This window comes from Planotetraspora phitsanulokensis, assembly GCF_016863295.1.
In the GTDB taxonomy this organism is placed as follows: Bacteria; Actinomycetota; Actinomycetes; order Streptosporangiales; family Streptosporangiaceae; genus Planotetraspora; species Planotetraspora phitsanulokensis.
In genome coordinates this window covers 78,341-104,510 of the sequence record NZ_BOOP01000034.1, presented here as the reverse complement: position 1 = coordinate 104,510, position 26,170 = coordinate 78,341, and the positions used below count along the sequence as shown (strand labels likewise).

The 26,170-nt window shown below is 68.3% G+C and carries 16 protein-coding genes; 10 read left to right on the top strand and 6 right to left on the bottom strand.

Annotated features, from left to right (window positions below; all coding sequences use genetic code 11):
• Positions 1-16 precede the first annotated feature (16 nt).
• The 3 genes from Pph01_RS32505 to Pph01_RS32495 all read left to right on the top strand — a co-directional run bounded on the left by Pph01_RS32505 (position 17) and on the right by Pph01_RS32495 (position 3,493).
• Entirely contained in the window at positions 17-1,228 is a 1,212-nt protein-coding gene (locus Pph01_RS32505) for an ROK family transcriptional regulator (RefSeq protein ID WP_204077014.1), read from the top strand.
• Positions 1,229-1,355: 127 nt separating this feature from the next.
• Positions 1,356-2,600: a VWA domain-containing protein gene (locus tag Pph01_RS32500; RefSeq protein WP_204077013.1), complete on the top strand. Its 1,245-nt coding sequence runs from the start codon at positions 1,356-1,358 to the stop codon at positions 2,598-2,600.
• On the top strand, positions 2,600-3,493 hold the full coding sequence (locus tag Pph01_RS32495) for a hypothetical protein (RefSeq protein ID WP_204077012.1): 894 nt from the start codon (positions 2,600-2,602) through the stop codon (positions 3,491-3,493). Before Pph01_RS32500 ends, Pph01_RS32495 begins: the two co-directional genes overlap by 1 nt.
• A 251-nt stretch (positions 3,494-3,744) precedes the next feature.
• On the opposite strand, the gene Pph01_RS32490 is transcribed toward Pph01_RS32495, so the two are convergent.
• On the bottom strand, positions 3,745-4,080 hold the full coding sequence (locus Pph01_RS32490) for a hypothetical protein (protein ID WP_204077011.1): 336 nt from the start codon (positions 4,078-4,080) through the stop codon (positions 3,745-3,747).
• Between the two features lie 1,084 nt (positions 4,081-5,164).
• Between Pph01_RS32490 and Pph01_RS32485 the strand changes: the two genes are divergently transcribed.
• Positions 5,165-6,802: a glycoside hydrolase family 18 protein gene (locus Pph01_RS32485; RefSeq protein WP_204077010.1), complete on the top strand. Its 1,638-nt coding sequence runs from the start codon at positions 5,165-5,167 to the stop codon at positions 6,800-6,802.
• Positions 6,803-7,023: 221 nt separating this feature from the next.
• Here Pph01_RS32485 and Pph01_RS32480 read toward each other — a convergent pair whose 3' ends face one another.
• The gene (locus tag Pph01_RS32480) at positions 7,024-9,870 is read right to left on the bottom strand and encodes a beta-L-arabinofuranosidase domain-containing protein (RefSeq protein WP_204077009.1); all 2,847 of its coding nucleotides are present in this window, start codon (positions 9,868-9,870) and stop codon (positions 7,024-7,026) included.
• Between the two features lie 494 nt (positions 9,871-10,364).
• The gene (locus Pph01_RS32475) at positions 10,365-10,661 is read right to left on the bottom strand and encodes a helix-turn-helix domain-containing protein (protein WP_239117178.1); all 297 of its coding nucleotides are present in this window, start codon (positions 10,659-10,661) and stop codon (positions 10,365-10,367) included.
• 207 nt (positions 10,662-10,868) lie between these two features.
• On the opposite strand from Pph01_RS32475, the gene Pph01_RS42985 reads away from it, so the two are divergent.
• From Pph01_RS42985 to Pph01_RS32450, 5 genes are all read left to right on the top strand, one after another.
• Complete coding sequence (locus Pph01_RS42985) at positions 10,869-11,297, top strand: hypothetical protein (RefSeq protein WP_239117177.1); 429 nt, start codon at positions 10,869-10,871, stop codon at positions 11,295-11,297.
• 186 nt (positions 11,298-11,483) lie between these two features.
• A complete protein-coding gene (locus Pph01_RS32465; RefSeq protein ID WP_204077008.1) occupies positions 11,484-16,220 on the top strand; it encodes a discoidin domain-containing protein in 4,737 nt (1,578 codons plus the stop codon).
• Between the two features lie 78 nt (positions 16,221-16,298).
• Positions 16,299-19,475, top strand: coding sequence for a family 43 glycosylhydrolase (locus tag Pph01_RS32460; protein ID WP_204077007.1), 3,177 nt, complete (start codon positions 16,299-16,301; stop codon positions 19,473-19,475).
• A gap of 67 nt (positions 19,476-19,542) precedes the next feature.
• Positions 19,543-20,163: a hypothetical protein gene (locus Pph01_RS32455; protein ID WP_204077006.1), complete on the top strand. Its 621-nt coding sequence runs from the start codon at positions 19,543-19,545 to the stop codon at positions 20,161-20,163.
• Positions 20,164-20,233: 70 nt separating this feature from the next.
• Entirely contained in the window at positions 20,234-21,280 is a 1,047-nt protein-coding gene (locus tag Pph01_RS32450; protein ID WP_204077005.1) for a WxL protein peptidoglycan domain-containing protein, read from the top strand.
• A 30-nt stretch (positions 21,281-21,310) separates the two neighbouring features.
• On the opposite strand, the gene Pph01_RS32445 is transcribed toward Pph01_RS32450, so the two are convergent.
• The 3 genes from Pph01_RS32445 to Pph01_RS32435 form a co-directional block, all read right to left on the bottom strand.
• Positions 21,311-22,075 carry an SDR family NAD(P)-dependent oxidoreductase gene (locus Pph01_RS32445; RefSeq protein ID WP_204077004.1) on the bottom strand — a complete coding sequence of 255 codons (765 nt, stop codon included), beginning with the start codon at positions 22,073-22,075 and terminating at the stop codon, positions 21,311-21,313.
• 206 nt (positions 22,076-22,281) lie between these two features.
• Positions 22,282-23,442, bottom strand: coding sequence for an epoxide hydrolase family protein (locus Pph01_RS32440; RefSeq protein WP_204077003.1), 1,161 nt, complete (start codon positions 23,440-23,442; stop codon positions 22,282-22,284).
• 306 nt (positions 23,443-23,748) lie between these two features.
• A complete protein-coding gene (locus Pph01_RS32435; RefSeq protein ID WP_204077002.1) occupies positions 23,749-24,696 on the bottom strand; it encodes a helix-turn-helix domain-containing protein in 948 nt (315 codons plus the stop codon).
• A 261-nt stretch (positions 24,697-24,957) separates the two neighbouring features.
• Here Pph01_RS32435 and Pph01_RS32430 point away from each other — a divergent pair, with 261 nt between their 5' ends.
• Complete coding sequence (locus Pph01_RS32430) at positions 24,958-26,163, top strand: MFS transporter (RefSeq protein ID WP_204077001.1); 1,206 nt, start codon at positions 24,958-24,960, stop codon at positions 26,161-26,163.
• The last annotated feature ends 7 nt before the right edge of the window (positions 26,164-26,170 follow it).

Genomic DNA, 26,170 nt, shown 5'->3' with positions numbered 1-26,170 from the left:
GAAAGGCGGTCCAGCGTTGGCGAGGCGAGAATCCGCGGCTGCGGGGCCCGGGAGCCGTGCGCTCGTCGTCGACCTCATCCGGTCCTCCGGCCCGATCAGCCGGGTCGAGCTCGTCAAGGCGACCGGCCTGACCCAGCCGACGATCTCCAACATCGTCCGCCGTCTGCTCGACGACGGCGTCGTCCGCGAGACCGGCGACACGGTGGCGACCGGCGGCAAGCCGCGCACCTTGCTCGTGATCAACTCCCGCTCGGCGTACGGCGTCGGCATCCGCGTCGGAGCCGACACGCTGACGTGCGTGGTGACCGACACCCGTGGCGGCACCATCGGCCGCGAACTCGTCGCCGTCTCGCCCGCCGAGGATGTGGTGACCCAGCTCAGCGACCTCTACCTGCGCGTGACCTGCGGCCTCGGGCTGGCGCCGCAGAGCGTGGCGGGCCTGGCCGTCGTCGCGCCGGGACCGGTCGACGTGGCGCACGGTCGTTTCCTCGCGCTGCCCGGTTTCGGGCATCTGGACCTGCGGCGGGCGCTGTCCGCGCGGCTCGGGGTCCCGGTGCTCGTCGACGGCGACGCCGCCGCCGCTGCCGTGGGCGAGTTCTGGGGACGGCAGGTCTCCCGGGGCCGCACCTTCGGGTGCCTCTACATGAACTCCGGGATCGGCTCGGGGGTCGTCCTCGACGGAGCGCTCCAGCGGGGGGCCAGCTCGAACGCAGGCGAGATCGGGCACGTGTCCGTGGTCCGCGAGGGCGACCCGTGCCGGTGCGGAAGCCGCGGCTGCCTGGAGCTGTACGCGGCTCCGGCCGCGCTGGTGTCGCGCGCCCGCACGATCGCCGGTCTCGCCCACCGTCTGGGGATCCGCCCCGACGACCCGGACGCTCGGGCCTTCGACGTGCTCGCCCGCGCGGCGATCTACGGCGACGATCAGGCGCGGGGCCTTGTGGAGGAGTCGGCGGCGCTACTGGCCGACGGGGCGCTCACCCTGGCGAACCTGTGGGATCTGGACACGCTGGTGCTCGCCGGGCCAGGATTCGCGGTCGCGGGATCGTTGTACGTGAGCGAGATCCGGCGGCGGCTCGCCGAGCGTGCGTTCTCGCGGCGGATCCATGCGGTGCAGGTCGACCTGTCGAGCAATCCCCGGGATTCGGCGGCGATCGGCGGGGCCGCGCTGGTGTTGCAGGGGTCGGTGGCGCCGGGGCACGGGCCGCAGGTCGCCGTGCCGCAGACCTGATGGCGACGGGTTCCGCGAGCGGGCCCGGCGGGCGCCGGCCCACCCCGGCGCGCTGAGCGGACGGAACGGCTACAAGGCCGGGCAGGACGGTGATCCGGGTAATCTTGATGATCACTAGGATCTCCGAGTGATCATCAGACGACGCCCGGCCGCAGCCCTGCTTGGGATGCTGGCCGCCCTCTCCCTGTTCGGCGCGCCCCCCGCGCACGCCGACGAGACCACCCCGAAGGAACCGCCCAAGGTCGAGCTGGTCCTCGACATCAGCGGCTCGATGCGGGCGCGCGACATCGAGGGCCACAGCCGGATCTCGGTGCTCCAGCAGTCCTTCAACGATGTGCTGGACGCGATGCCCGCCGAGGCCCAGGTCGGCATCCGCGTCCTCGGCGCCACCTACCCCGGCAACGTCAAGGCCGTGGGCTGCAAGGACACCCAGCAGCTGGTGCCGATCGGCCCGATCGACAAGCTGGAGGCCAAGACCGCCGTCGCCACCCTGCGCCCCACCGGCTTCACCCCGGTGGGCCTGGCCCTGCGCGCCGCCGCCCAGGACCTGGGAACCGGCGAGACCACCCGCAGGATCGTCCTGATCACCGACGGCGAGGACACCTGCGCCCCGCCCGACCCGTGCGAGGTCGCCCGGGAACTCGCCGCGCAGGGCACCCACCTGGTGGTGGACACCCTCGGCCTGACCCTCAACGACAAGGTGCGCAGGCAGCTGACCTGCATCGCCTCCGCCACCGGCGGCACCTACACCGCCGTCACCAGCAAGACCCAGCTGACGAACCGGATCAACCAGCTGGTGGACCGCGCCGCGACCACCTACACCCAGACCCCGGCTCAGGTGGACGGCACCGACAACTGCAAGGGCGCCCCGATGCTCAGCCCAGGCGCCTACACCGACCGGGAGCAGTTCCAGGAACACCGCTGGTACCAGGTCCCGGTCCGCGACGGGCAGGAGCTGCGGGCCTCCGTCAGCGTCTCCTTGGACCGCGCGCTCAACCGCGACTACGGCGTGCTGCTGCGGGCCGTCTCCCAGGACGGCCGGGAGTTGGTTCGCGGCACCGACGCGGGCAGCGGCCGGACCGATGTGCTCTCCACCGGCCTGCGCTGGTCCGCCGAGCAGAACGCTCCCGACCAGACCGTCTGCCTGGTGGTCAGCAACTCCTTCTCCTCGCCCACCGCCACCACGGCCGCAACACCCGGTATGCCGCTGGAGCTGACCGTCGGCGTCGTCGACTCCTCCCCCGCCCCGAACGGCCCGGACCTGGGCCGCGGCTGGGGGCTGCTCGGCCTGCTGGCCCTCGCCGGTCTGGTGGGTGGTCTGCTCTTCGGCTGGCTGGCGCGCTGGCGGGTCGCGATCTGGAGGGCGAACTGATGATGCTGACAACTTCCGTCCGCCGCTGCGCCGGGGCGCTGTCCGCCGCCGCGGCCGCACTGCTGCTCTCCGCCGGTCCGGCCGCCGCCGACACCGCCACGCCGTCGCCGTCCCCGTCGGAAAGCCTGGCGCCGGTGACCACGGCCGGCTCCTCCTTCCTCACCGCGACCGCCGTCCAGCCCGGACAGCCGGTGCAGCTGGCCGGGTCCACCGGCGACTACCTCTACTGGTCGTTCACCGCCGAGGCCGGGCAGACCGACAAGATCGCGATCACCGTCACCCTGCCGCCCGCTGCCTCCCGGCACGGCGCATCCAGCTGGGCGGTGGACGTCTTCGACGGGCTCCGCCGCCGCCAGGCCTGTACGGCGGGCGCCCAGACTCCGACCGCCGCGGCCGGCGCCGCATCGGTCACCCTGGGCTGCACCCTGCGGCAGGTCCGCGCCTGGGCCGAGCCGTGGTCCGGCGACCCGCTGCCCGGTACCTACTACGTCCGCCTAGCCGTCACCACACTGCCTGAGCAGGATCTGGGCCTGCCGATGCAGGTGGCGATGCAGATCACCGCTCATGACAGCGACGACATCCAGCCGGAGGGCGGCGAGCTCAAGGCCTCGCTGACCCAGCCGGTCGCCGCCGGCACGGTAATGACCTCGGCGCCGCCGGTCGCGGCCGAGGAGGAGAAGGACACCGGTTGGAGCTGGGACTGGCTCCCCGACCTGTCGACCCGCTGGGCCTGGACCGCCATCGGCGGTGCCATCGCGGCGGTCACCGGCGTCGCCGGCTACCGCCTCACCCGGCATCCGCGTCGGCGCATCCCGGAGCCCGACGGCTTCTACCGTCCATCCGGTGACGCACAGGGAGAACATGGTCCGCGGGACCGGGTTCTGCGCGGGTAACGCACACAAGACGGCCTGCCCCGAGGGCCGCCCGTTCGACCGCGAGTCGAAGAGGGGTTGGCGCCGGTGCTCGACCGGTGAAGTCACGCATTCCCGCAACCGGTACCGGCGGCTCCGAAACATGCAGCCGCCGGTCGCCGTGTTGGCCCTCTGACTCGCACAACGCCTGCCAGGGCGGGAGAAAACCGCCCTGGCAGGCGACCAACACAACGGCCCACGCGGCCGAAAAATCCAGTGAAGCTCGGGCGGCACTAGGACGGAACTGGGGCTGTCGAGACTAGGCCGGACAGCTCGGACAGTTCCCATGTCACCAGCAGGCATATCGCTACGACGATCACGAATCGAGCGGACGTGGCTGTGTAACTGAGGATGCGCAGTTCCAAGGAGTCACGCTTCCGAAGCGACCAGGTGACGACGATGGATCCGACGATCAGCGTGCCGGCAGCAAGGGGCAGCGCGGGGCCGTCCAGGAAAAAGGCCCCGATCTGATCGTCATAGGCAAGGCTTAGCAGTATCCAGACACACAACACCGCAAGCGTTACGACGGCCTCGATCTGGAAGGCCGTCTTGATTCGACTGCTCTTCACAACGGTTCCTCAGCGCCAGTGACGGGGGCCGGCCACGCTGTGGATCATATGAGCCGGCGCGCCGAAGCGATCATGGCGCGCTCGATTCAGGCCTGCCGACGCGAGGTGTTGGACCGCACCCTGATCTGGAATCAGCCCCATCCATTGCATGCCCTGCGCGAGTTCGAGATCTTCTACAACGAACACCGACCGCACCGGACCGCACCGCTCTGTCCGCTTCCAAGGCGTGTCCTCAGGCGGGCCCACTACAGCAAGTGAACGAGCGACCGAGTGATCGCTTCGTGGCGCGATCTCGCGCGGCCATCACAGCAGGCGGCCACTCAGGGAAACCGGCGGAGGTCGGCAAGGCGGCCGTTCTCCTTGTCCGGACCGACCTGAACCGATGGTGTCCAGCGGGTTTGCCGCGTCTGATCTCCCGGTCGACGGCCCCCGCCCATCGAGTTCCGACTCACTCCTGAGATGCCGTCGACGTCGCCCCCGGTATAGACCGGCTGTGGCAACAGTCACCGTTGTTGCGAATCCGATACATGGCGGTATAGACCAAAACTTTAACTTCTGTTTACCCTAACAGCCTGAGATCCCTACATAAGGGATCTATCCGCCACCCAAGGCCGCCAACCGGTATAGACCAGCCACCCCCCAATAGCAAGGCGGTAATCGAGATGAGCAAGAAGATCGCCGGGACGGTCGGTCTCCTGGCCGCGTGAACTCCCCCACCACCACATCAGGAAGCTGCACGGACGCTTGCAGCGCCCAACGAGTCGCCGGACATGTCCAATCAATGCCCGAACGCGGCCCGTGCTGGAGGTATGCGGTACCCGATTTAAGGAGTGACGTGAAGATCTCGTTCCTTGCCGCGAGCCGCGACCGAACAACTGCCGGGCCGTCTGCCGTACCTGCACACCTTGCCTGGGCACGGCGAATTCCTACGTCCGCGACTCTCCAAACGCGGCATGGTCCACGCTCCATGCCCCGTCAAGGCTGACGCAAGTCCCTCACAGCCCCAGCGGCAAGTCGCGCCCGTCCAGTCCCTTGGCCGGGGACTGCCGGTGGTATCGATCACTCGATCCCAGAAGGGAACGCTATGAAGGAATCGATTCTCCGAAAACTGAGGATCCCCAGGTTCGCAACGGCCGCACTCGTCGCTGTGCTGACCGCCGGCACGGTTTTCGCAGGGGCGCCGTCGGCCCTCGCCTCAGGTCCTGCGGAGGTCGGTGAAACGGTACCGGCACCGTCGAGTCCCATGGTGGGCGGCTACCTGTTGCAGGGGACGCCCAACTTCAGCACCATCCAGATGGACCTGGTCACCCATTTCTACTGGGCGTTTTCCACGATCAGCAACGGAAAATGCACCACCGCGAGTCAGGCCGGAATCAACGCCGTCCTTGCGCAGCGCCAGAAAACGCCGAACCTCAAGGTCATCCGCTCCATCGGCGGTTGGGGAGCCGGGGGCTTCTCCGACGCGGCCTCGACCGACGCCAAGCGGAAGGCTTTCGTCGCTTCGTGTATCTCGGCCTTCGTGGACAACGGCGCGGTTGACGGATTCGACATCGACTGGGAGTTCCCGGTCAGTGGGGGCCTGAACTACATCGGCTACAGCCCGGATGACCGCGAGAATGTCAACCTCCTGGTCAACGAGTTCCGCGCCCAACTGAACGCCTACGCCGACGCCCACGGCAGGAGCCACCGTGACTTCCTGGTCACCGCGGCTCTGCCGGCCGGCCGGTGGCAGGATTCCGGCGACAATGTGCACGGCGCGCCGTACGACGTACTGAAGAGCTTCGACCTGGCGACGCTCGGCCGGACGCTCGACACCATCAACCTGATGACCTACGACATGGGCACGGGGTACTCGCCGATCTCCATGTTCAACCAGCCGCTCTACAACCACCCGCTGGACACCAGCGGCGACCAGTACAACAGCATCGATGCGGCGGTCAAGCTGTACAAGTCGCAGGGCGTACCGGCGAACAAAATCACCCTCGGTGCCGAGTTCACCCTTAAGCGCGGGTTCCTGGTGACCGACGGCCAGAACAACGGCCTCTACCGGCCCTGGACGGCGACCGGCTGTGGCCAGTCGACGATGGCCAACGCACTCAAGCCGAACTCCACGGTCCTGATCAACTGGGACCCGTACGTCTACTCGCCCTACCTCTGGGACCCCGCCGCACTGCGCCTGTGCAGCTTCGAAGACGCACAGTCGCTCGGCATCCGAGCGAAGTACGCGAAGGATCACCGTCTCAACGGCATGTTCACGTGGGAGCTGACCGGCGACGCGCAGAACAGTCAGCTGCGCGCCATCGCGCTGCCGTTCGAGCCGGAGAAGGTCGTCGCGGCACCGGCACCGACCGTGCGGGGCGCCTTGATCAGGCCCGTGAAGGGTACGACCTTCACCGGCGAGGTCGCGCGAGTGACCAGAAGTTCGGCGGCCTCGTTGACCGCCGAGATCAACTGGGGAGACAACACGCACAGCGCCGCGGTGGTTCGGGCGCTGGGTCACGGGACCTTCTCGATCACCGGTACCCACACCTATGCCGAACCCGGCGACTACACACTGACGGTCGCCACTGTTGACCCCGACCCCATCAACAGCCGGATGGTCAATGCGATCGCCTGCTCCGGTCCAGCAAACGATCACGCCAAGGGTCACCTGCTGCCCGCCCCGAATGAGAAATCCGCGCAATGGGCCGACCGACATCTGCGTTGTGCACCTCAACGGTGAGGACCAGATCGTGACACTGCGGTACTGACCCTGATGATCTAGGTTCGACAACCCCTCCGCCGGGGACGTGAGCGGCCCGCCGGCCGCTCACGTCCCCGGCGTCGGACGTTGCACGCTCGTTGTTCGGTGAGGTGGGCGGGCATGATGACATGCTGCGCACGCAACCTCATCCGCCAACCGATGAACGTCACCATGAGGCTGCGCGACAGCGCCCGTCCGATCTAACTGTCCAGCCTCGCCCGGGCGGCAGCGGAAACGACTTTGTCCTTCTCTTCGGAGGTGAGCAGTCCGGCGCCGACCCACTCCTCGGCGGTCTTGGCCACTGTGCTCTGGAACCGTCCGCGGTTGGCGAAGGGCGCCTTGGCCCAGACGGCGTCGAGGAACGTCACATTGTCGCCTCGGTCGTAGTTGGGCACGCCGGAGTCCACTTGACCGAAGAAGATCTCCGGCTCGACGCGATGGAAGTAGGCGTGGTAGCGCTTGGTGTCGTTGATGTAGAAGGGGACCAGCGACAGACCATGCGTCGTGAAGTTCATCGGGGTGGTGGGCGTGATCGCGTGGATGAGGTCTCCGTCCAAGGTGAAGTTCTTGTAGAAGGAGAATTCTCGGTAGGTGTTCTCGTCACTCTGAGCGACCAGAGGAACGGGGCCATAGGCGATGCTTTGGGTGGTCGGGATGTCCAAGGCCTTCTCGACGCGTAGGGTGAACGGCATCGATATCTGGATCTTGTCGCCCTTGGCCCAGGCCCGGCTCACGGTGACGTAGGTTCCGGGAACGGCGTCGATCTTCTGATCGACCCCGTTGACCCGCACCGCGTAGCCCTTCTCGACCCAGTACGGCACGCGGAGCTTGACATCGAGGGGACCCGAGCCGTCCACCGTGAGCGTCGTCGTTCCAGCGGGATCGGTCGGGTAGTTCGTCGACTGCCGGATCGTGAACCCCTTCTCTGGCCAGTTCAGAACCGAGGCCATGTAGAGGTTCACATAGAGAGTCGAGTCGTCGGCCGACCGGAAGTAGATCGAATCCTGGAACTTGGCGTGGCTCTCCAGCCCGGTCCCGCCGCAGCAGGTGCCGAGGTTGCCATAACTGCGCGTGACGCCCGGCCGCATCGGGATGAAGTAGGTCAGCAGCGGGTCGGTCGTGCTGTCGGTGTTTCTCCGCGACGCGAGAATCTGACCGTACAGGGCGCGCTCGTAGTACTGCATGTACTTCGCGTCCGCCGTGTGGAAGAACAGGCCCCTGCTCAGCTTGAGCATGTTGTAGCTGGCGCACGTCTCGGCATTGTTGGTCCCGATTGTCCCGGCGATGACGTCGCGCGCTCCGAACAGCTCGCCGTTGTCGAGCGGGCCGGCCAGACCACCGTCGGTGAAGGTGCGGTGAGGGACGACCATGTCCCAGAAGTTGACGGCGGCCGTGAAGTAATCACGCTCCCCCGACTGCTCGAAGACCGAGAGGTACCCGATGAACTGCGGGATGTGCTGGTTGGCATGCCTCCTGTCCAGCGTGTCCTGGTCGTTCACCGTCGCGGTGAAGAGCGCGCTGTTGTCGAAGCACCTGGCGGCGACGAGGTACTCCTCCTTGCCGCTCAACGCATGGAGGTCGGCCATCACCGCGTTCATGGCGTTGTACTCGCCGGCGATGTAGATGCTCCACATACGGTCGAGCTGCGCCCGCGGAAGGTGGCCGAGCCTGCTGTAGACCCAGTCGCCCATCTTCATGACGATCTCCAGCGCCTGCTCGTTGCCTGCGTGCTGGTAGGCGTCGAGCAGGCCCCTCATGATCATATGGCAGGTGTAATAGGGCGCCCAGATCGTGGGGTACGTCGCGAACTGCTCTAGTTGGATGAACTGCGTCTCCGGATACGCGGCCAGGAATCCGGGATGGCTCGGGCCGGGATGGCCGCTCGCCTCGGAGACCAGGCGGGCGTCCCGTCCATTGCCCGAAGAGTCGACGGCCTTGTCGCCGCCGTCCTCGTCGAAGCGGTACCAGGCCACGGTGCCGCCGCCCCCGTCCCCGCCGGAGTTCATGGCCTGGACCTCCACCGCGCTCAGCGCGTGGTCGTAGATCCGGAACTCGTCGACGGCGGCGCTGAGGTACGCGTCACCGTACTGCGACTTGCCGATCCAGTTGTTACCGGTCGAGCCGAGGCTGGACGGCGTGAACGTCATGGCGGTGTTGGTGCCGACCGGCGCGCCGTTCACGTAGAGCGTTCCGGTGCCTCCCGACAGGGTGACCGCGACGTGCGTCCACTGATTGGCGGGCAGCTGGCCCGTGCCGTTGATCCGCTGCTCGCCGCCGCCGCCGCTGGTGGTGATCGCGAATCTCGGCGCGGAACCGGCGCTCACGGCCAGGAACATGTTGCGTGTCGTGCCGGTGCCGAAGTCGAAGATCCTCGACCAGGTGCTGATCACCGTCGGGTTCACCCAGACGGCGATCGTGAAGTCGCGCAGCCCGCTCACGATGCCGGACGGCAGCGCCACATACTGGGGCCCGCTCAGCTTCACCGCCGTGCCGGACTTCCCGGCCACCCGGGCGACGGGCGTGGGAGGCGGGGCCGGCTGCCCCACAGTGGCGGCGAGAGCGTCCTGGCACTCCCCCAACGCGGTGACCATGTAGTCGGCCTTGTCCTTGAAAGCGCCGTCGCCGGTGCCCGCGTAGGCCAGCGCCAGCGCGCTCAGGAAGTGTCCGGAGTAGTGCCCCCGCAGGTTGCCGGTCGCGTCGTCCCAGCCGCCGGGTGGCTGGGCCCCGCGGGTGTCCAGACCGGCGGTGGCCCGGAAGTTGGCCAGCATCCGGTCGGCCGGGTAGGCGCGCAGGAAGTTGAGGATCCGGTCGCGGTTGGCGGTGAACAGACTGCCGTCCAGCAGACTGACCTGATCGTTGGCGAAGGGCTTCACGACCCAGCCGGCGGGCGTCGGGATGTCGGTGCGTGGGGCCCAGGCCGTCGGCGTAGCCGACGCGGCCTGGGCCGGGCCGGTTCCGGCGAGCGAAAGCAACGCGAGTGCGGGCGGAGTGGCGGCTGTCAGGGCGGCCAGGCGCAGCACATCGCGTCTGGGGATCCTCTTTGTCATTTCCCTCTCCTCGGTTGTGACTCTGCGTTCGGTCTGAGGTCCCTCGTGGTCAGTGCGGGTCGCGTTAGCGCTCACATGGCGTGTTAGCGCTAACATATGACCTCCTCATGCCCCCTGGGCGAGTGCGCGCTCGCTGCCGACTAGGTGTTGTGCCTGACCGTCCGCCAGCAAGTCGGCGACGAAAAGGCGAAGAACGATGAAAGCTTCTGCTCCCTTGTCCCTGCGACCGATGACACCGCACGACCCGCGTCCATCTGTCCGCCCGCGGTGTCATCCTGCTTGGGACTCATGTTTCCGGAGTGTTAACGATCTTTACTCGCTCGTCAAGAGGTGCGTGGCGAAAGTGGCCACACGGCGGCGGAGGCCGTACCGAGGTCTCGATCCCGTACGGCTCCCGCCCTGCGGCCGGCGTTCACGACCAGTCCGGGCAGGACGGCGGCGGCCGGCAGTGAGGGGTGCATATAAACCATCCCGCCAGGTCGCGGCCTTGATTGTCACTCTCGTCCGGTGGCGATCAGGTGGCGAACGGCGAGCAGCACCGCCATCTCGCCTGACCCGAAAGCGCTTTCTTCGCCGAGTAGCACGGTTATGCCGAACCTGCCGACCAAGTCGCCGGTGTGGGCCGACGGTGCGGGTCTGCCCGGACAGCAGGCCCTGCGCCGGCGCGTCGGCTGGAGAGTGAGCTGGGCGGAGGCGTCCAGAACCAGTCGCCTGGTCGTTTCCCGGACATCGAAGCGGCCGTTGAGCGCCTTTGAGGCGGTGGCGACGGAGACGCGCGCCACCGCGGCCATGCCAGTTATGGTCGCACGCCTGCCGTGATGACCGAAAGCCTTTTCGCAGGTCACTGGCCGTTCAGGCAGCGTCATACCCGCCTAATCCGTTGACACCTTCGTAGATTTCTTCTACGTTACGAAAACCTTTTAGGTGATTTCCTGAGTTGGGGGTACCGGAAGGAGCAGGCCATAAAGCCATGTCTGCGGGTCAGTGCCGCATTGGGCATGTTGTTATCGTTAACACCGGCGTGCGGAGGTTCGGGTGGCGAGGAGCGACAGCAGCAGCCCGCCGCCGAGGCCGGAGCCGTCACGGTCACCATGTGGACTCGCGCGGCCACCCAGGCCCAGAGTGAGCGGCTGGTCGAGGCTTACAGCCGGCCCGCGCTGATCATCGTCGGCCCGTTCGCCTTCCTGGCCTCCTGGAACGACTTCTTCGCGCCGCTGATCCTGCTCGATGACGGCGCGAGCACCACGCTGCCAGTCGCCGTGGTCAGCATGACGCAGAACATGTTTGGCGCCATCGACTACGGCATGCTCCCGCCGGCCGTACCACCGCCGGGGCAACCGCGGTCCCGCCACCATGCGGGTCTGGCTGCCCCTCGTGACCGATCCCGCGTTCTCCGGGGGAACGCGGTCCGGTTAGTACGCGTCTGAGACGGTCGCGCATGAGATGGAACGGTGCCGGATCGAGTGCGCGACTCTCCCTGACCCCATTCATGTCGCCGGGCGGCGCGTCCACGCCGTCCCGGCGACTCGGCCGAGATTCACCCCTCACGACGGCGTCCGTGCTCTGACAAGCCGCGACGCCGGCAAGCAATCCCGGTACCAGGAGGAAGTCTAATGATTGTCAGACGCATAGGCAGAGCGCCCACCTGGGCCGCTCTCGCCGCGCTCACCCTGGCGAGCCTGGTCAGCCTGCCGCCCACCACAGCGCACGCCGCCGGCCCGGTTCTCCCCGGCAACGAAGGCGACGTGGGTGTCTACACCAACGGTGAGAGCCATGTCATGGACATCGGGGACCCGGTCTACAGCACCGTCGGCGACGTCGCCAACCAGCTGAGGCCCGGCGTTCCGTTCACCGCGTCGAGCATGCACCAGTCGATCTTCGAGAAGGACCTGGCCGCCGGCGGCACGGACTACTACCTCGACCGCGTGCTCGGTGTTCGCGGCGCGATCGGGTCGGCCGTGCTGATGACCCGGGGCCGCTCGCTCTACATGCGCGGTGCGAGCAACAATAACTTCACCGTCATGGGCTTCGCCGGCAGCACCTTCGTCGGAGGCCCCAACAACCTCGGCAACCTGTACACGGTCACCGTGCCCGGGCAGACGGTGACCGAGGTGAACACGAACCGGTTCAACGCGCCCAGCCACGCCAAGAGCCAGTACACGATCGGCACCACCGGCGTCACCGCCGATCTTACAAAGTTCATCACCTACGACAACGTCGCGGTCAGCGCCATCACCTTCACCAACCCCGGCGGGTCGGCGGCGACCTTCACGGTCCGGGCGGCCTCACCGCTTGCCACCCAGGCGGGAGCCGCCGCGGCCGAGCTGACCGGCACCCGGGTCATCACCAGCGGTTCCAACAACGGGCTCATCGACACCCCGTGGAACACCGTCAAGATCGACCTCACCGGAGCCGGCTTCACCCGCACCGGCGCCAACCTGGACCGCGAGATCACCGTTCCCGCCGGTGGCACGGTCTCGCTCTCCGTGGTCGGCGCGGTCTCCTCGACCTCGCTGCCGCAGACGGTGGAGGCCTACCACGACTACGCCGAGCTGACCCCCGCCGAGGCGGTCCGCACCGGCATCACGGCGTTCAACCGCCGCTGGGCGCAGGACGTGCCCTACATCGACGTCCCCGATCCCGCGCTGGAGAAGGCCATCGTCTACCGCTGGTGGGGGGAGCGTTACAACTCCCTCGACGCCAACGCGACCGGCTACGTCTACCAGTACCCCACGACGATCGAGGGAGTGAACCTCTACCAGAACGCCGTGGCGCTGACCCAGCCGATGCACCTGCAGGACACCAAGTGGCTGCGCACGCCGTACCTGCCGTACGGCCAGATCCTCAACATCGGCGAGCTGTCCGGCTCCTCGGCCTTCCTGGACAGCCCGGGTCACACCAGCTGGAACAACCACTACTCGCAGTACATCGGCACGGCCGGCCTTGAGGCCTACGAAGTGCACGGTGGCGGCAAGGAGATCGCCGAGAAGTTCGCTCACTTCTTCGAGGGCGACGGCAAGGGCCAGCTCGAACACTACGACGGCAACGACGACAAGCTCATCGCGTACGACACCAACTACATGCCTGGCAACGACGCGGACGCCATCTCCTTCGGATTCCCGAAGGCCAACGCCGGCGCGCCCGGCGCGCGAACGATCGAGCGTCCGGAGTCGGCGTACGTGTGGGGCGCCTTCGACGCCGCCCGGCAGCTTTACCAGATCGCCGGCGCGGACCAGGCCAAGGTCGACGAGATGGCGGCCGGCGCCAACGGCATCCGGGACGCGATCCTCAACAAGCTGTGGAGCCCGGACACGCGGATGTTCCTGGCCGCCACGTCGCATGGCGCCACCAGCGGGGCCAGCTCCAACGGCCGCGCCAACCCGCTGCCCGTGGCGGCCCGCGGGTCGATCCCGGCCAAGGAGTCGAACCTCTACGACGTCTACTCCGAGAACCTCATCCCGTTCGACGAGTGGCAGAAGTACGTCGACGGCTACCGCTTCCTGACGTACGGCGACAACTTCCCGATCTTCCCCTTCTACACGGCCAACCAGTACGACCGGACGGCCTACGGGATCGGCGGGTCCAACAACTTCTCCAACATCAACTTCACCGTGCAGTACCGCGCCGTACGGTCGGCGTTGCGGCACTACGACCCGGAAGGGAAGTACGTCACCCCGGCCTACGCCAAGCGGCTGCTCGACTGGATGGCCTGGAGCATCTACCCGAACGCCGACCTGCGCGTCCCGAACCAGTCGGAGTACTACTCCAACTGGAACCCGACCACCAAGACCTACAACCGCAACAACCCGAACCACGTGATGCTCGGGAACATGAACTACATCTATGTCGAGGACATGGGCGGCATCCAGCCGCGGTCCGACGACAAGATCGAACTCTGGCCGATCAAGTTCGGCTACGAGCACTTCATGGTCAACAACCTGAAGTACCACGGCCAGGACGTCACCATCGTCTGGGACCCGGACGGCACCAACTACGGCCTGGGCGCGGGCTACAGCCTGTTCCTGAACGGCGAGCGCAAGGTCAGCACCGACCAGCTCGGCAAGGTCACCTACGACCCCAAGACCAACCAGGTCCAGGCCGAGAACGGCCTCACCGTCACCTTCCGCGCCGACGACGGAGACGACTTCCCGGCCGCGGTGAACACCCCCATCGAGGACGACCGCGTCGTCTCGTACCTCAAGACGGCCGGCATCGACCTGACCGAGGACTCGGCGAACCTGGCGAAGGGCGCCACCCTCGCCTCGTCGTACACCCAGCAGGGCACCCGGCCGACTCCGTGGCGGCAGTTCCACACGCCCGGCTACAGCACCACCTCGATGAACTACACGCCCGGCGCCATCAAGGAGACCGAGCAGCCCGTGTCGCTGGCGGCCGTGACCGACGGTGTCACCGCCAACGAGCCCTACTGGGGCAACTACGGCACGACCGACAAGAACGGCTATGTCGAGCTGGACCTGGGCTCGGCCAAGTCCTTCGACAACATCAAGGTGTACTTCGTCAGCGACCGCCAGGCCGGTGGTTACCACGAGCCCGCCCGCTGGTGGATCCAGGTGCCCGACGGCAGCGGCGGCTGGAAGGAGGTGCCGGGCCAGTTCAAGAACCCGGCCGTCCCGTCGGCGAAGTTCAACGAGGCGCTGTTCGACACCGTGTCCGCGGACAAGGTGCGCATCGTCTTCACCGATAACCCGACCTACTTCACCGCGATCTCCGAGATCCAGGTGTTCAACTCGGGCCGCGACGTGCCGGACGTCACCAACCAGGCGCCGACCGTCACCGCCACGCGCGACGGCTCGGCGGACGGCAACCTGTCCACCCGGCTGGTCGGCACGGCCTCCGACGACGGCGTGCCGTACGACGACGAGCTGACCTTCGGCTGGGAGACCGTCTCGGCGCCGCAGGGCGCGGGCGTCATCTTCACCGACCCCAAGGCGCCGGCCACCCGAGTGACCGGCACCGTCGCCGGTGACTACGTCTTCCGGTTCTTCGCCGACGACGGCGAAAGGCGGTCGACGGCGACCGTGTCGGTGACCCTCGCCAAGAAGGACGTCGTCGCGGAGTTCGGCTCCACGGCGTCGATCACCACCAGTGGCACCGCGTCCTGGGAGAACCACTCGCGGGTCAACGAGGCCACCACGCCGAGCAGTTCCAACCCCGGCGCCGGCGCCGGCTGGGGCAACTGGGGCCAGCCGCGCAACGGCACCAGCCCCGCCAACGAGGCGTGGATCCAGTACCAGTGGACCTCACCGGTGCGGCTCTCCTCGACCGACATCTACTGGTACGACGACAACGGCGGCACCCGCCGCCCCACGGCCACGACCTACGCCGTCGAGACCTCGACGGACGGCACCACCTGGACGCCGGTGACACTCACCGGGGGTTCCTCGTACGCCAACGGTCTGGCCACCAACGCCTACAACCGCTTCAACTTCGAACCGGTGACCACGAGCCGGATCCGTATCCGGATCTGGGGCCTCATGTCCGGCGGCGCCGGCACCGGCGTGCTGCGCTGGCGCGCCAACGGCGAGACCGTCGACTCGGTGCGCTCGCCGGTGCTCATCCGGACCGGCGTGGGCATGGTGCCCACCCCGCCGGCGACGCTGGAGGCGGTCTACACCAGCGGCGCCCGGGGCACCGTGGCGTTCAAGTGGCAGCCGATCACCCCGGACATGGTCGCGGAAGCCAACGTCGACCCGTTCGTGATCTACGGCACCAACGACGCCTACGGTCTGATCGCCGAAGCCCGGGTCTACGTGCGTCCCGAGATGTCGGAGGACGGCATCTCGATCCAGGGCGCCGAATCCTTCCAGCAGCACGTCGAGGTCGGCGAGCTGCCCTACCTGCCCACCAAGGTGGAGGTCTCCTACAACGACGGATCCAGGGACAACCAGGCCATCGGCGTGAACTGGCGGTTCAACCCCGACATCGTCAACACCGACGGCACCTACACCGTCATCGGCGATCTGGTCCTGCCGCCGTACGTCAGCGAGGCCGGCACCATCCGGACCACACTGACGCTCACGGTGGGTGAAGGCGGCCCGGTCTGGGCGACGGACGCGCAGGCGCGCAGCCAGTGCACCGGCACGAACGCCTACGTCACCCTCAACGTCCGCAACGACGACGACGTGCCTCTCACGATCGAGCTGATCACGCCGTACGGGTCGCGGACCGTGGCCAACGTGGCGCCCGGGAAGTTCGCCTACCAGGCGTTCAACTCCCGCGCCAAGTCGATCCCGGCCGGAACGGCGACCGTGAAGGTCACCGGAACCGTCGACGGCGTGCCGGTCACCATGCCGGCGCAGGTGCCGTACGGCGCGCTCAACTGCGGCTAGCGCTCCCGGTGGCGGCGTCCCGGCGGGGCGCCGCCACCCCCCCGCTGTGAGTCTCGCTGACAGTAAGGAAGCACCACCTTGAAGATCGCCATGAGGCGGCCCGCAGCCTCATCACCCTCCCGCTCCCGGCCGAGGCGCCGGTTCCGCAGGACCGCCGCGGCGGTGGTCGCCCAGCTCGCGGCCCTGTGCCTGATCGGGGTTCCCGTTCCGGCCCACGCCGCCGACTCCACCACCTTCACCAACACACGCAACCCGATCCTCGGCGACGGCAGCTACTACTCCGCCGACCCGGCGCCGGTCGTCGTCCCGGCCGGAGCGCCGGGCAACACCAGCGGCCACGACGAGCTCTACATCTACACCGGCCACGACCAGGCCGGGCCGACCCAGAACGACTTCATCATGAACGAGTGGGGCGCGTTCAAGACCGGTGACGTCGAAGGCGGCCAGTGGACCCACTACCCGTCACTGATGCGCCCGGAAACGGTCTTCTCCTGGGCGACGCCGGGGCGCGCGTACGCGGGCCAGATGATCCAGGGCGTGGACGGGCGCTACTACTGGTACGTCCCGGTCAGCGAGCGGGAGAGCACGGCGTCCGACAGGTTCGCCATCGGCCTGGCCGTCGCGACGTCGCCGACCGGCCCGTGGAGCGACTATGTGGGCGGGCCGCTGATCTCCCAGCGGGTGCCCTCGGCCAACAACATCCAGAACATCGACCCGACGATCCTGATCGACGGCGAGGCCCCCAACCAGCGGGTCTACGTCTGGTGGGGCACCTTCGGGAACCTGCGGATGCTCGAGTACCAGCAGGACATGAAGACGCCGATCGGCACCCAGCGCTCCGTCACCGGCCTGACCGGCTTCTTCGAGGCGCCCTGGGTCTTCAAGCGGAACGGCACGTACTACATGGCGTACGCCGGGAACAACGCCGGTCCGACCTCGCAGTGCACCCCGGCCAACTACCACGCCTGCATCGCGTACGCGACGGCCTCCTCGCCGACCGGGCCGTGGACCTACCGGGGCACCGTGCTCCGGCCGGTCTCCTCGACCACCAGCCACCCGGGCATCCTGGAGTTCAACGGCAAGTGGTACATCGCCTACCACACGGCCGACGCGGTCGGCGGCGGGCACTTCCGCCGTTCGGTCGCGATCGACCGGGTGGAGTGGGACGACACGCAGACCCCGCCGCGGATGAAGCTCGTCACGCCGACGCCGGTCAAGGGACGTGACCTCACGCCTCGCCCGAACGTCGCGCAGGAGGCGAAGGTCACCGTCTCCAACGAGCCCGTGCCCACCCAGTACTGGGTGAAGGCGCTCAACGACGAACTCGTCCGGTCCAACCCGCTGCCGCCGGACATGTGGGGCACCTGGACCGGCAACAACCCGCCGCAGCAGTGGGTGCAGTACACGTGGGACCAGCCGATGCGGATCTCCGGTTCGCAGATCGACTTCTGGAACGACAACCCGCAGGGCAGCGGCGTGGGCGTCGCGGCCCCCGCCCGCTGGAAGATCCAGTACTGGAACCTCGCCACCGGCCAGTGGGCCGACGTGCCCAACGCGACCGGCTACCCGACCGGCACGCAGGGCCTCCAGAACACCGACTTCGACCCGGTCACCACCACGCAGGTACGCGCGACCTTCGACGCCTCCACCAACGGCAGCACCTACTCGGCGGTCGCGGTCGAGGAGTGGAAGATCCTGGCCACGCAGCCGGAGACCGTCAATCCGCCGGCCATCACCGTCGAAGTCGGCGAAACGGAGCTGCCCGGCACCGTCGGCGTCGCCTTCGGCGGCGAGACGCTGCGGATCCCGGTCTTCTGGGACCCGCTGACCCCCGAGCAGGTCGCCCAGCCCGGCACGGTCACCATCCGGGGAACCGTGCTCGGTTACGCCGCCGGCCGCATCTCCGCGCAGGTCACGGTCCTCTCGCCGGACGACACCGAAGGCGACGAGACCGCGCCGACGCTGACCCTCACCCCCAGCGGCAGCGCGGGCAACGCCGGCTGGTACCGCTCGGCGGTACGGGTGCGCGTCAACGGCGTCGACGACCGCGGCGGCCGGATGACCATTGAGACGAAGGTGGACGACGGCCAGCCGGTCGTCACCACCGACACCCGGCAGGCCGACGCCAACGTCTCCGGGGACGGCGAGCACACCGTCACCGCGAAGGCGACCGATCGCGCGGGCAACGTCTCCACACCCGAGAACCTCACGGTACGCATCGACGCCACGGCACCGGTCAGCGTCGGCACGCTGGACACCACCACCCGGTCGGTCAGTGTCCTCGCGACCGACGCCACCTCCGGCGTCGCCGGCATCGAGTACGCCATCGGCACCGGCCCGTGGACCCCCACCGCCGACGGCGTCATCACGGCGCCCGACGCCAACCGGCACACCGTGTCGTACCGGGCGATCGACAAGGCGGGAAACCTGGAGACCGCCAAGACGGTCGTCATCCCGGCGGACCTGTCCGCGCCGCTCAACGGCAACATCGCCCCCATCGCGACCCCGACCGCCTCCTACACGGCGGGCTGGAACAGCGTCACCGCCCTCAACGACAACGCCGACCCGGCCAACCCGAGCCAGGCGCAGATCTGGGGCACCTGGTCCGGCACCCGCCCGGCGACCCAGTGGGTCCAGTACGACTGGTCACGCCCCGTACGGATCATCAGCACCGAGCTGAAGTTCTGGCGGGACTCGGGCCAGGGCACCGGCGACGGCGTCGCCCAGCCCGACGGCTGGGTGCTCCAGTACTGGGACGAGGCCACCTCGGCCTGGCGTGACGTGCCCGGCGCGTCCACGTACGGCACGAGCACGACCGCGTTCAACAACGTCGCCTTCGACCCGATCACCACGTCCCGGGTGCGGGCCACGGTCCGGGCCAACGGCAACGGCACCACCTACTCCGCGGTGGCGATCACGGAATGGCGGGTCTTCGCCCAGGAACCGGCTCCCGAGGAGCCCGCCGAGATCCCCGTCACGATCAAGGTCACGCCGCGCTGCCTGGCCGGCAAGGCGTACGTGGCCGTGCAGGCGCGCAACGACCATGACGCGGCGGCGAGCATCACCCTGCAGAGCGCGTACGGCGAGCGATCGTTCCCGAATGTCGCGCCGGGCGCGAGCGCCTACCAGTCGTTCGCCACCCGTACGGCCTCGATCGCGGCGGGTTCGGTCACCGTCAGCGCCACCGGGACCGTGGACGGCGAGGAGGCGACCTCCCAATACACCGCGGATTACCCCGCCCTCACCTGCACCTGAATCCCAGCGCTATCTCCAGCACCAGAAGTCCCCGCATAATCCAGAAACCCCCCATGTGGAGCATTGCATGAAAATTCAACCCAAATGGCTGCTCGCGGCGGCCGTCGCGCTGACCGCTTCCGTTGCGCTGCAGGGGCCTGCGGTGGCCGACCCCGGCGACAGCACCGACGTCGAGGTGACGGTCGACATCGCACCGATCAAGGAGCCTGGCGTGCTCGCCATGTCGATCGCCGCCGACTCCGTCGCGCTGAGCGAGGACGGCTCGACCCTGGAGACCCGCCAGTTCACCGGCACCCTGCCGAAGGTGACGGTCACCGACACCCGCACCGGGGATGAGATCCCCGAGGGCGCCGCGTGGGCCGTGCTCGGCAACGCGTCCGACTTCCTCGGCGACGCCGGTCAGGCGCCCATCAGCGCCGGCCACCTCGGCTGGAAGCCGCACCTGATCGACGGCGGCGACACCGGCCTGGTCGCCGAAGGCGAGGAGGTCGCGACCGTCCTCGACGAGCCGACCCAGCCCGGCAACAACGTCGGTCTGGTCGACCAGGAGCTCCTTGTCTCGACCTTCGACTCCGGCGAGGTCTCTGAAGGCTCGTACACCGTCAACGCCGACCTGTTCCTGCGCACCCCCGCGGACGTCGCCGCGGGTTCGTACGCCTCGACGCTGACCCTGTCCCTCTTCGAATAACCGAATAGCCGACGGATGGGGGCCGCAGCGTCGCGGCCCCCACCACCCCCTTTCGCCGGAGGACCCCGCCGTGATCCGAACCCTGTCGCAGACGCTGCCGCGGCTCCTCGCCGTGCTCACGGCGGCGCTCCTCACCGTGCCTCTCGCGCCCGTCGACGCACTGGCCGAACCGGCTCCGACCCTCACCTGGTCGGTCCAGCCGGCCAACCAGCAGGGCCCGGACGGCCGCCGACGGGTAGAGCTCACCCTCGACCCGGGTCAGACCGTGACCGAGCACCTGGCCGTGCGGAACTTCAGCGACGCCGCCGCCGACTTCGCCCTGAAGGCCGCCGACGGCTACCTCACCGACAAGGGCCGCTTCAACATGCTCCAGTCCGACCAGGCGTCCAAGGACGGCGGCACCTGGATCAAGGTCCAGAACAAGGTCACCGTCGGGGCCAACGAGACGAAGGTGGTGCCGTTCACGATCACCGTGCCGCGTGACGCCGCGCCGGGGGACCATCCGGCCGGCATCGCCGCGACGGTCACCAGCGCCGGCGACACGGTCTCCGTGGAGAGCCGGGTGGGGTTCCGGGTCATGATGCGCGCCACCGGCACGATCACGGCGGCGGTGGCGGTCAGCGGCCTCTCCGCCACGTACGAGCAGTCGTGGAACCCCTTCTCCTCTGGTGTCATCCGGGTCAAGTACACGGCGACGAACAAGGGGAACGTCGCGGTGAGCGGAGCCGGCGAGGTGACGGTCAGCGACCTGTCCGGTCTGGCCGAACGGGACGCCAAGATCGATGTCGAGGAGATCTTCCCGGGCGACAGCCGTACGGTGGAGACCCGCATCGCGGGAGTCTGGGCCCTCGGCCCGCTCTCCACGAGCGTCACCGTGTCCCCGTCCGTCCAGGGTGGCATCCCCGCCGGTGCCGTGGTCAAGGACGCCGCCACCGACATGACGGTCTGGACCGTGCCCTGGCCCCAATTGGCCCTGGCCGCGCTTCTCGTGATCCTCTTCTTCTCCTACCGGGCCATCACCCGGCGCCGCCGCCGGCATCTGGCGGACCTGCTCGCCCGCGCCCGCGACGAAGGCCGCGCAGAGGCCCAGAAGTCCTCACGGAACGCCCAGGTTTAGTGCCCAGCCGGCGGCAGTGCGTGCGCCGTGTCATCCGGCGATGACGGCCGTCGTGGTACGGCCGCCGTCCACGTCCAGCACGATGCCGTGGACGAACGCGGCCTCCTCGCTGGCGAGGTAGACCGCGGCCTGAGCGACGGCCTGCGGCTTGCCCATTCCCCCAGCCGGAGTGCCGTTCATCATGACCTCGCCCGGGTGCGCCTCCCCCGGCATGGGCTCCTGAATCACGCCGGGAGAGATCGCGTTCACGCGCACGCCATGAGGACCGAATTCGGCGGCCCAAGCTCGCGTGAGGGTCTCCACCGCGCCCTTGGTGGAACTGTAGAGCGCGCCCACGGGAATGCCCAAGCGTGCGATCCACGAGCCCAGGTTGATGATCGCCCCGCCGCCGACCTCGACCATGGCCGGAGCAATCGCGGCGGTCAGGAAGAACGGCGCCTTCACGTTGACGGCGTAGACCTGGTCGAAGGTCTTCTCATCGGTGTCGACCGTGCTGTCACCGGGGTAGATCCCGGCGTTGTTGACCAGGATGTCGATGCCCCCGCCAAGAACGGACACCGCCTCCCGCGCCAGGGCGTGCGAGGCCTCGGCGCTTCCGTCCAGATCCGCCTTCACGAAGTCGGCGCGGCCACCACGCGCGCGGATACCGTCGACGACCTCTCCGCCCCGCTCGGCGCTGCGGCCGGATACGATCACGTGCGCACCCTCGGCGGAGAACGCCTCTGCGATCGCCCGGCCGATGTTGCTCGTCGATCCGGTCACCAACACCCGCTTGCCCTGCAACCGTCCGCTCATCACGCGTCCCCTCACGCTCGTTTGCCTATGCCCGCTCTGGAACCTGTTCCGGTCACCCGCGCGGCACTGCCAGAGTGCGAAGAAAAAATTGGACCTGCAAGTCCAATCGCGGCCATCAGCTTTCGACGAGTCGTCGGCACGCGTCGAACCGCTGTTGCCCGTCGTCCGGCACTGGGCCGACCATCCGGCCGCCCTGTTTAGCCTGGTCAGGCGCGTAGCGGGCGGAATAACTCACGGATCTCGGTGACCAGCTCTTCCGGCCGCTCCAATGCCGCGAAGTGGCCGCCTCGGTCGAACTCGGTGAACCGGGTCAGGCGGTAGCAGCGCCGTACCCATTCCTCTGGCGGCGTGAAGTTGTCCTTGGCGAAGGAGGCGAACCCGGTCGGCACGTCGACATAACCGGGCACAAACCTGCCGAGCATGCCCTCGGTGTGCATGGTCTCGTAGTACAGGCCGGTGGAGGTGGCGATGGAGTTGGTCAGCCAGTAGAGAGTGATGTCGGTGAGCAGCTCGTCCTTGCTGAACACCGACTCGACGTCGCCGCCGCAGTCGCTCCACGCCCGGAACTTCTCCACGATCCACGCGGCCAGGCCTGCAGGGGAGTCGGACAGTCCCGCGGCGAGCGTGGACGGCCGGGTGCCCTGGATTTGGGCGTAACCGCCCTCCTCGGAGAAGAACTCCTCGGTCTTGGCCACGAATGCCTCTTCGGCGGGCGAGAGCGGGGCCGAGTTCTCGTCCAGCACCGGCGTTGCCCCGATCAGGTTCAGGTGGATGCCAGCCACGGTGTCGCCGTGGTCACGGCCGAGGCGGCTGGTGATCTGCGCGCCCCAGTCGCCGCCCTGCGCGCCGTAGCGCGAATAGCCGAGCACCTCGGTCATGAGCTGGTTGAACAGGGTCGCCATGGCGGTCGGGGTCATCCCGGGCGTGACGGGATGCGGGGAGAAACCGTAGCCGGGCAGGCTCGGCGCGACCACGTCGAACGCGTCGGCCGGGTCCCCGCCGTGTGCTGCCGGGTCGGCCAACGGCCCGATGATCTTGTGCACCTCCCAGAACGAACCCGGCCAGCCGTGCGAGAACAGCAGGGGGAACGGGCGCGGTCCCACTCCCTTGGCGTGCACGAAGTGCATGGTGTTGCCGCCGACCTCGGCGAGGAACTGAGGGAGCGCGTTGAGTCGCTCCTCAGCCGCGCCCCAGTCGAACTCGGTGCGCCAGTACTCCAGCAGCTCGGCGAGGTAGCCGGGTGGGGTGCCGTGCGTCCAGTCCTGTCCGGACAGTGCCGGCGCGAGCCGCGTTCTGGCCAGCCGCTCCCTCAGGTCGGTGAGCTGCTCGGGACGGGTTTCGCTGCGGAACGGACGTAGCTGTGCCATGTGATCTTCCCTTGGACGTCGAAATGCCGCGTGTTCGGCATGCCAGCGCGCGGGCGTGCGCGGTCCATGGGTCGCGGCCGGTGCTGCGCTGGGCGGGTGACCCCGGGGCGTTTCTTCGGGGACATGTTCAGGTTTACGCCGGCTGTGCGGAGTTACCCAGGCCCCCGCTCTGCCTACGTCCCATGTGACCACCATCAGCAGGGGCAGGCTGATGGGCCCAATCGGGAACACCCGACGCAGTGCAATCGCCGACGCACGGTACTCCCCCGCCCCATCCAAACCGGCACCGCGCAGGCCGAGGCCCGTTCACTGTGGTGTGCCGGCGGGCCGCTCCTTCGTGGCGTCCGCTCCCCAACTGGCCAGCAGGCGCAGCGCCTCTTCCGAGGGTGAGCCGGGCTCGGCGTGGTAGGTCGTCAGCGACTGCTCCTGATCGCCGGGGAGCGCGAGGGTCTCGTAGCGCAGCGTCAGTTTCCCCACCAGCGGATGTGACAGGCGCATGGTGCCGTGCGTCTTCTTCTTGACGTCGTGGGCGGCCCACAGCCTGCGGAAGTCCTCGCTCTTCAGGGAGAGTTCACCGATCAGCGACGCGAGCAGAGAGTCGTCCGCGTGCAGGCCGGCCCCGAACCGTAGTTGTCCCACCACGTCGTACGCCTTGGACTCCCAGTCCGTGAACAGCTTCCGGGACGCAGGGTCGAGGAAGGTGATCCTGGCCCAGTTCCGCTCCTGTGGGGCACGGGCGGCCCAGTCTCCGAAGAGGGCGGAGGCAGTCTGGTTCCACGCAAGCACATCAGCGCGGCGGCCCCATACGTATGCCGGCACGCCTTCCATCGCCGTCAGCAGCTCCAGTACCGCGGGCCTGACCTGTTGGCGCGGCGGCTCGGGATGCCGCTGATGCCGCTTGGGCTGGGCCAGGCGTAGCAGGTGGGCGTGCTCGGCGTCGGAGAGCTTGAGTACGCGGGAGATCGCGTCCAGCACTTCGCGTGAGACGTTGCGGGCGTTGCTCTGCTCGAAGCGCGTGTAATACGCCACAGAGACCCCGGCGAGCTGCGCCAGCTCCTCGCGGCGCAGGCCCGGCACGCGGCGCCGTCCGCTGTGGTCGGCGAGCCCTACATCGGCCGGTTTGAGGCGGGCCCTGCGGGTGCGCAGGAACTCGCTCAGCTCTGCGCGCGGGTCGAGTCCCTCCCGCAAAGCCGGTTCCGGAGCCGATTCCGGAGCCGCTGAGGGTCCGGTGCGGGCGGCGCGGTGGGTTGCCATGGTTCGAGTATCGCTCGGAGTCCGCAGCCCAGCCTGTCCCTGCCAGTGATAGCCACACGAGACGTAGACGAAGCGGGTGTCTGGTTAAGACCGCGCGCCCGAAGCACGCTCGATGTGTCCCGGGCAACGGCTTGCGGGCCCCTGGCCCGGCCCCGGCCCTCCACATCACCGGTAACACCGGTGCAACGGCCCGGCTTACCTTCACCGTCCCTCCCGTCAGGGCCCCCCTGACGGGCCACACGCAGCTCCTGGAACATCACCATGACCGACACCGTCACCAAATCCACAGGCCCGACCCCGGTGACCGCCCGGCAGGACCGCCTCCCGGGCAAGGCTTTGCTCGGCCTCTTCCTGGCCGGCTTCATCAGCATCCTCACCGAATGCCTCCCGGCCGGTCTGCTGCCGGAAATGAGCCACACGCTCGACACGAGCGTCTCGCTGACCGGTCAGACCGTTACGCTCTACGCGCTCGCCACCGCGCTGGGCGCCATCCCCCTTGCACGGGCGACGGCCACATGGCCGCGTAAGCACGTCCTGCAGCTCGCCCTGGCCGTGGTCGCCGCCGCCAACGCACTCACCGCACTGTCCAGCGACTACACACTGACGCTGGTGCTCCGCTTCGTCGCCGGTCTGGGAACCGGACTCATCTGGCCTCTCCTCGGCGGGTACGCCGCCCGCCTGGCGCCAGAGGGACGGCAGGGCCGCGCCATCGCCATCGCCCTGGCCGGAACCCCTATCGGGCTGGCCCTGGGTATCCCGCTGGGGACCTGGCTCAGCAGCCTCGGCGGCTGGCAGTTCGCCTTCCACGCCTCGGCCGCCGTGAGCGTCGTGACCATGGCATGGGTTCTGGTGGCACTTCCGAACCTGCCGGGACAGCCGGTCGAGACACGCTTCAAGATCTCGCAGGTGCTGGCCATCCCCGGGCTGCGTCCCATCCTGTTCGCGCTGGCCACATACATGATCGCGCACAACATCCTCTACACGTACATCACCGACCTCCTGTCCTACGCGGGGATGGCAGGCCAGACAGGCTGGGTGCTGTTCGCCTTCGGAGCCACCTCCGTGCTCAGCGTTCTCGTCGTCGGTACGCACATCGACCGTCACCTGCGCAAGCTCGTGGTGAGCAGCACCGTGGTGTTCGCGGCCTGCGTGCTCGTGCTGGCCTTTTTCGCGAATGCGCCGGTGCTGGTCTACGTCGCCGTCGCAGCGTGGGGCTTCGCGTTCGGCAGCTCCCCCAGCCTGTTCATCGGTGCCGTGATCAACACCACAGGTGAAGCCGCCGACGTGGCCCAGTCGATCACCATCACGGTCTTCTCCGCCTCCATCGCGGTCGGCGGTTTCATCGGCGGCCTCCTGCTCGCCGGCCTGAGCACCGCCTCGATCACCTGGGCATCGCTGATCCTCCTGATCGCCGCAGCCGCAACAGTCATCGGCGGCACAAAGCACGCCTTCCCCAAGAAGGCCTGATGCGGTG

Coding starts and splice junctions, on each gene's coding strand:
- Pph01_RS32495 (WP_204077012.1), top strand. CDS start 2,600: ATGATGCTGACAACTTCCGTCCGCCGCTGCGCCGGGGCGCTGTCCGCC.
- Pph01_RS32485 (WP_204077010.1), top strand. CDS start 5,165: ATGAAGGAATCGATTCTCCGAAAACTGAGGATCCCCAGGTTCGCAACG.
- Pph01_RS32480 (WP_204077009.1), bottom strand. CDS start 9,870: ATGACAAAGAGGATCCCCAGACGCGATGTGCTGCGCCTGGCCGCCCTG.
- Pph01_RS32475 (WP_239117178.1), bottom strand. CDS start 10,661: ATGGCCGCGGTGGCGCGCGTCTCCGTCGCCACCGCCTCAAAGGCGCTC.
- Pph01_RS42985 (WP_239117177.1), top strand. CDS start 10,869: ATGTTGTTATCGTTAACACCGGCGTGCGGAGGTTCGGGTGGCGAGGAG.
- Pph01_RS32465 (WP_204077008.1), top strand. CDS start 11,484: ATGATTGTCAGACGCATAGGCAGAGCGCCCACCTGGGCCGCTCTCGCC.
- Pph01_RS32455 (WP_204077006.1), top strand. CDS start 19,543: ATGAAAATTCAACCCAAATGGCTGCTCGCGGCGGCCGTCGCGCTGACC.
- Pph01_RS32445 (WP_204077004.1), bottom strand. CDS start 22,075: ATGAGCGGACGGTTGCAGGGCAAGCGGGTGTTGGTGACCGGATCGACG.
- Pph01_RS32440 (WP_204077003.1), bottom strand. CDS start 23,442: ATGGCACAGCTACGTCCGTTCCGCAGCGAAACCCGTCCCGAGCAGCTC.
- Pph01_RS32435 (WP_204077002.1), bottom strand. CDS start 24,696: ATGGCAACCCACCGCGCCGCCCGCACCGGACCCTCAGCGGCTCCGGAA.
- Pph01_RS32430 (WP_204077001.1), top strand. CDS start 24,958: ATGACCGACACCGTCACCAAATCCACAGGCCCGACCCCGGTGACCGCC.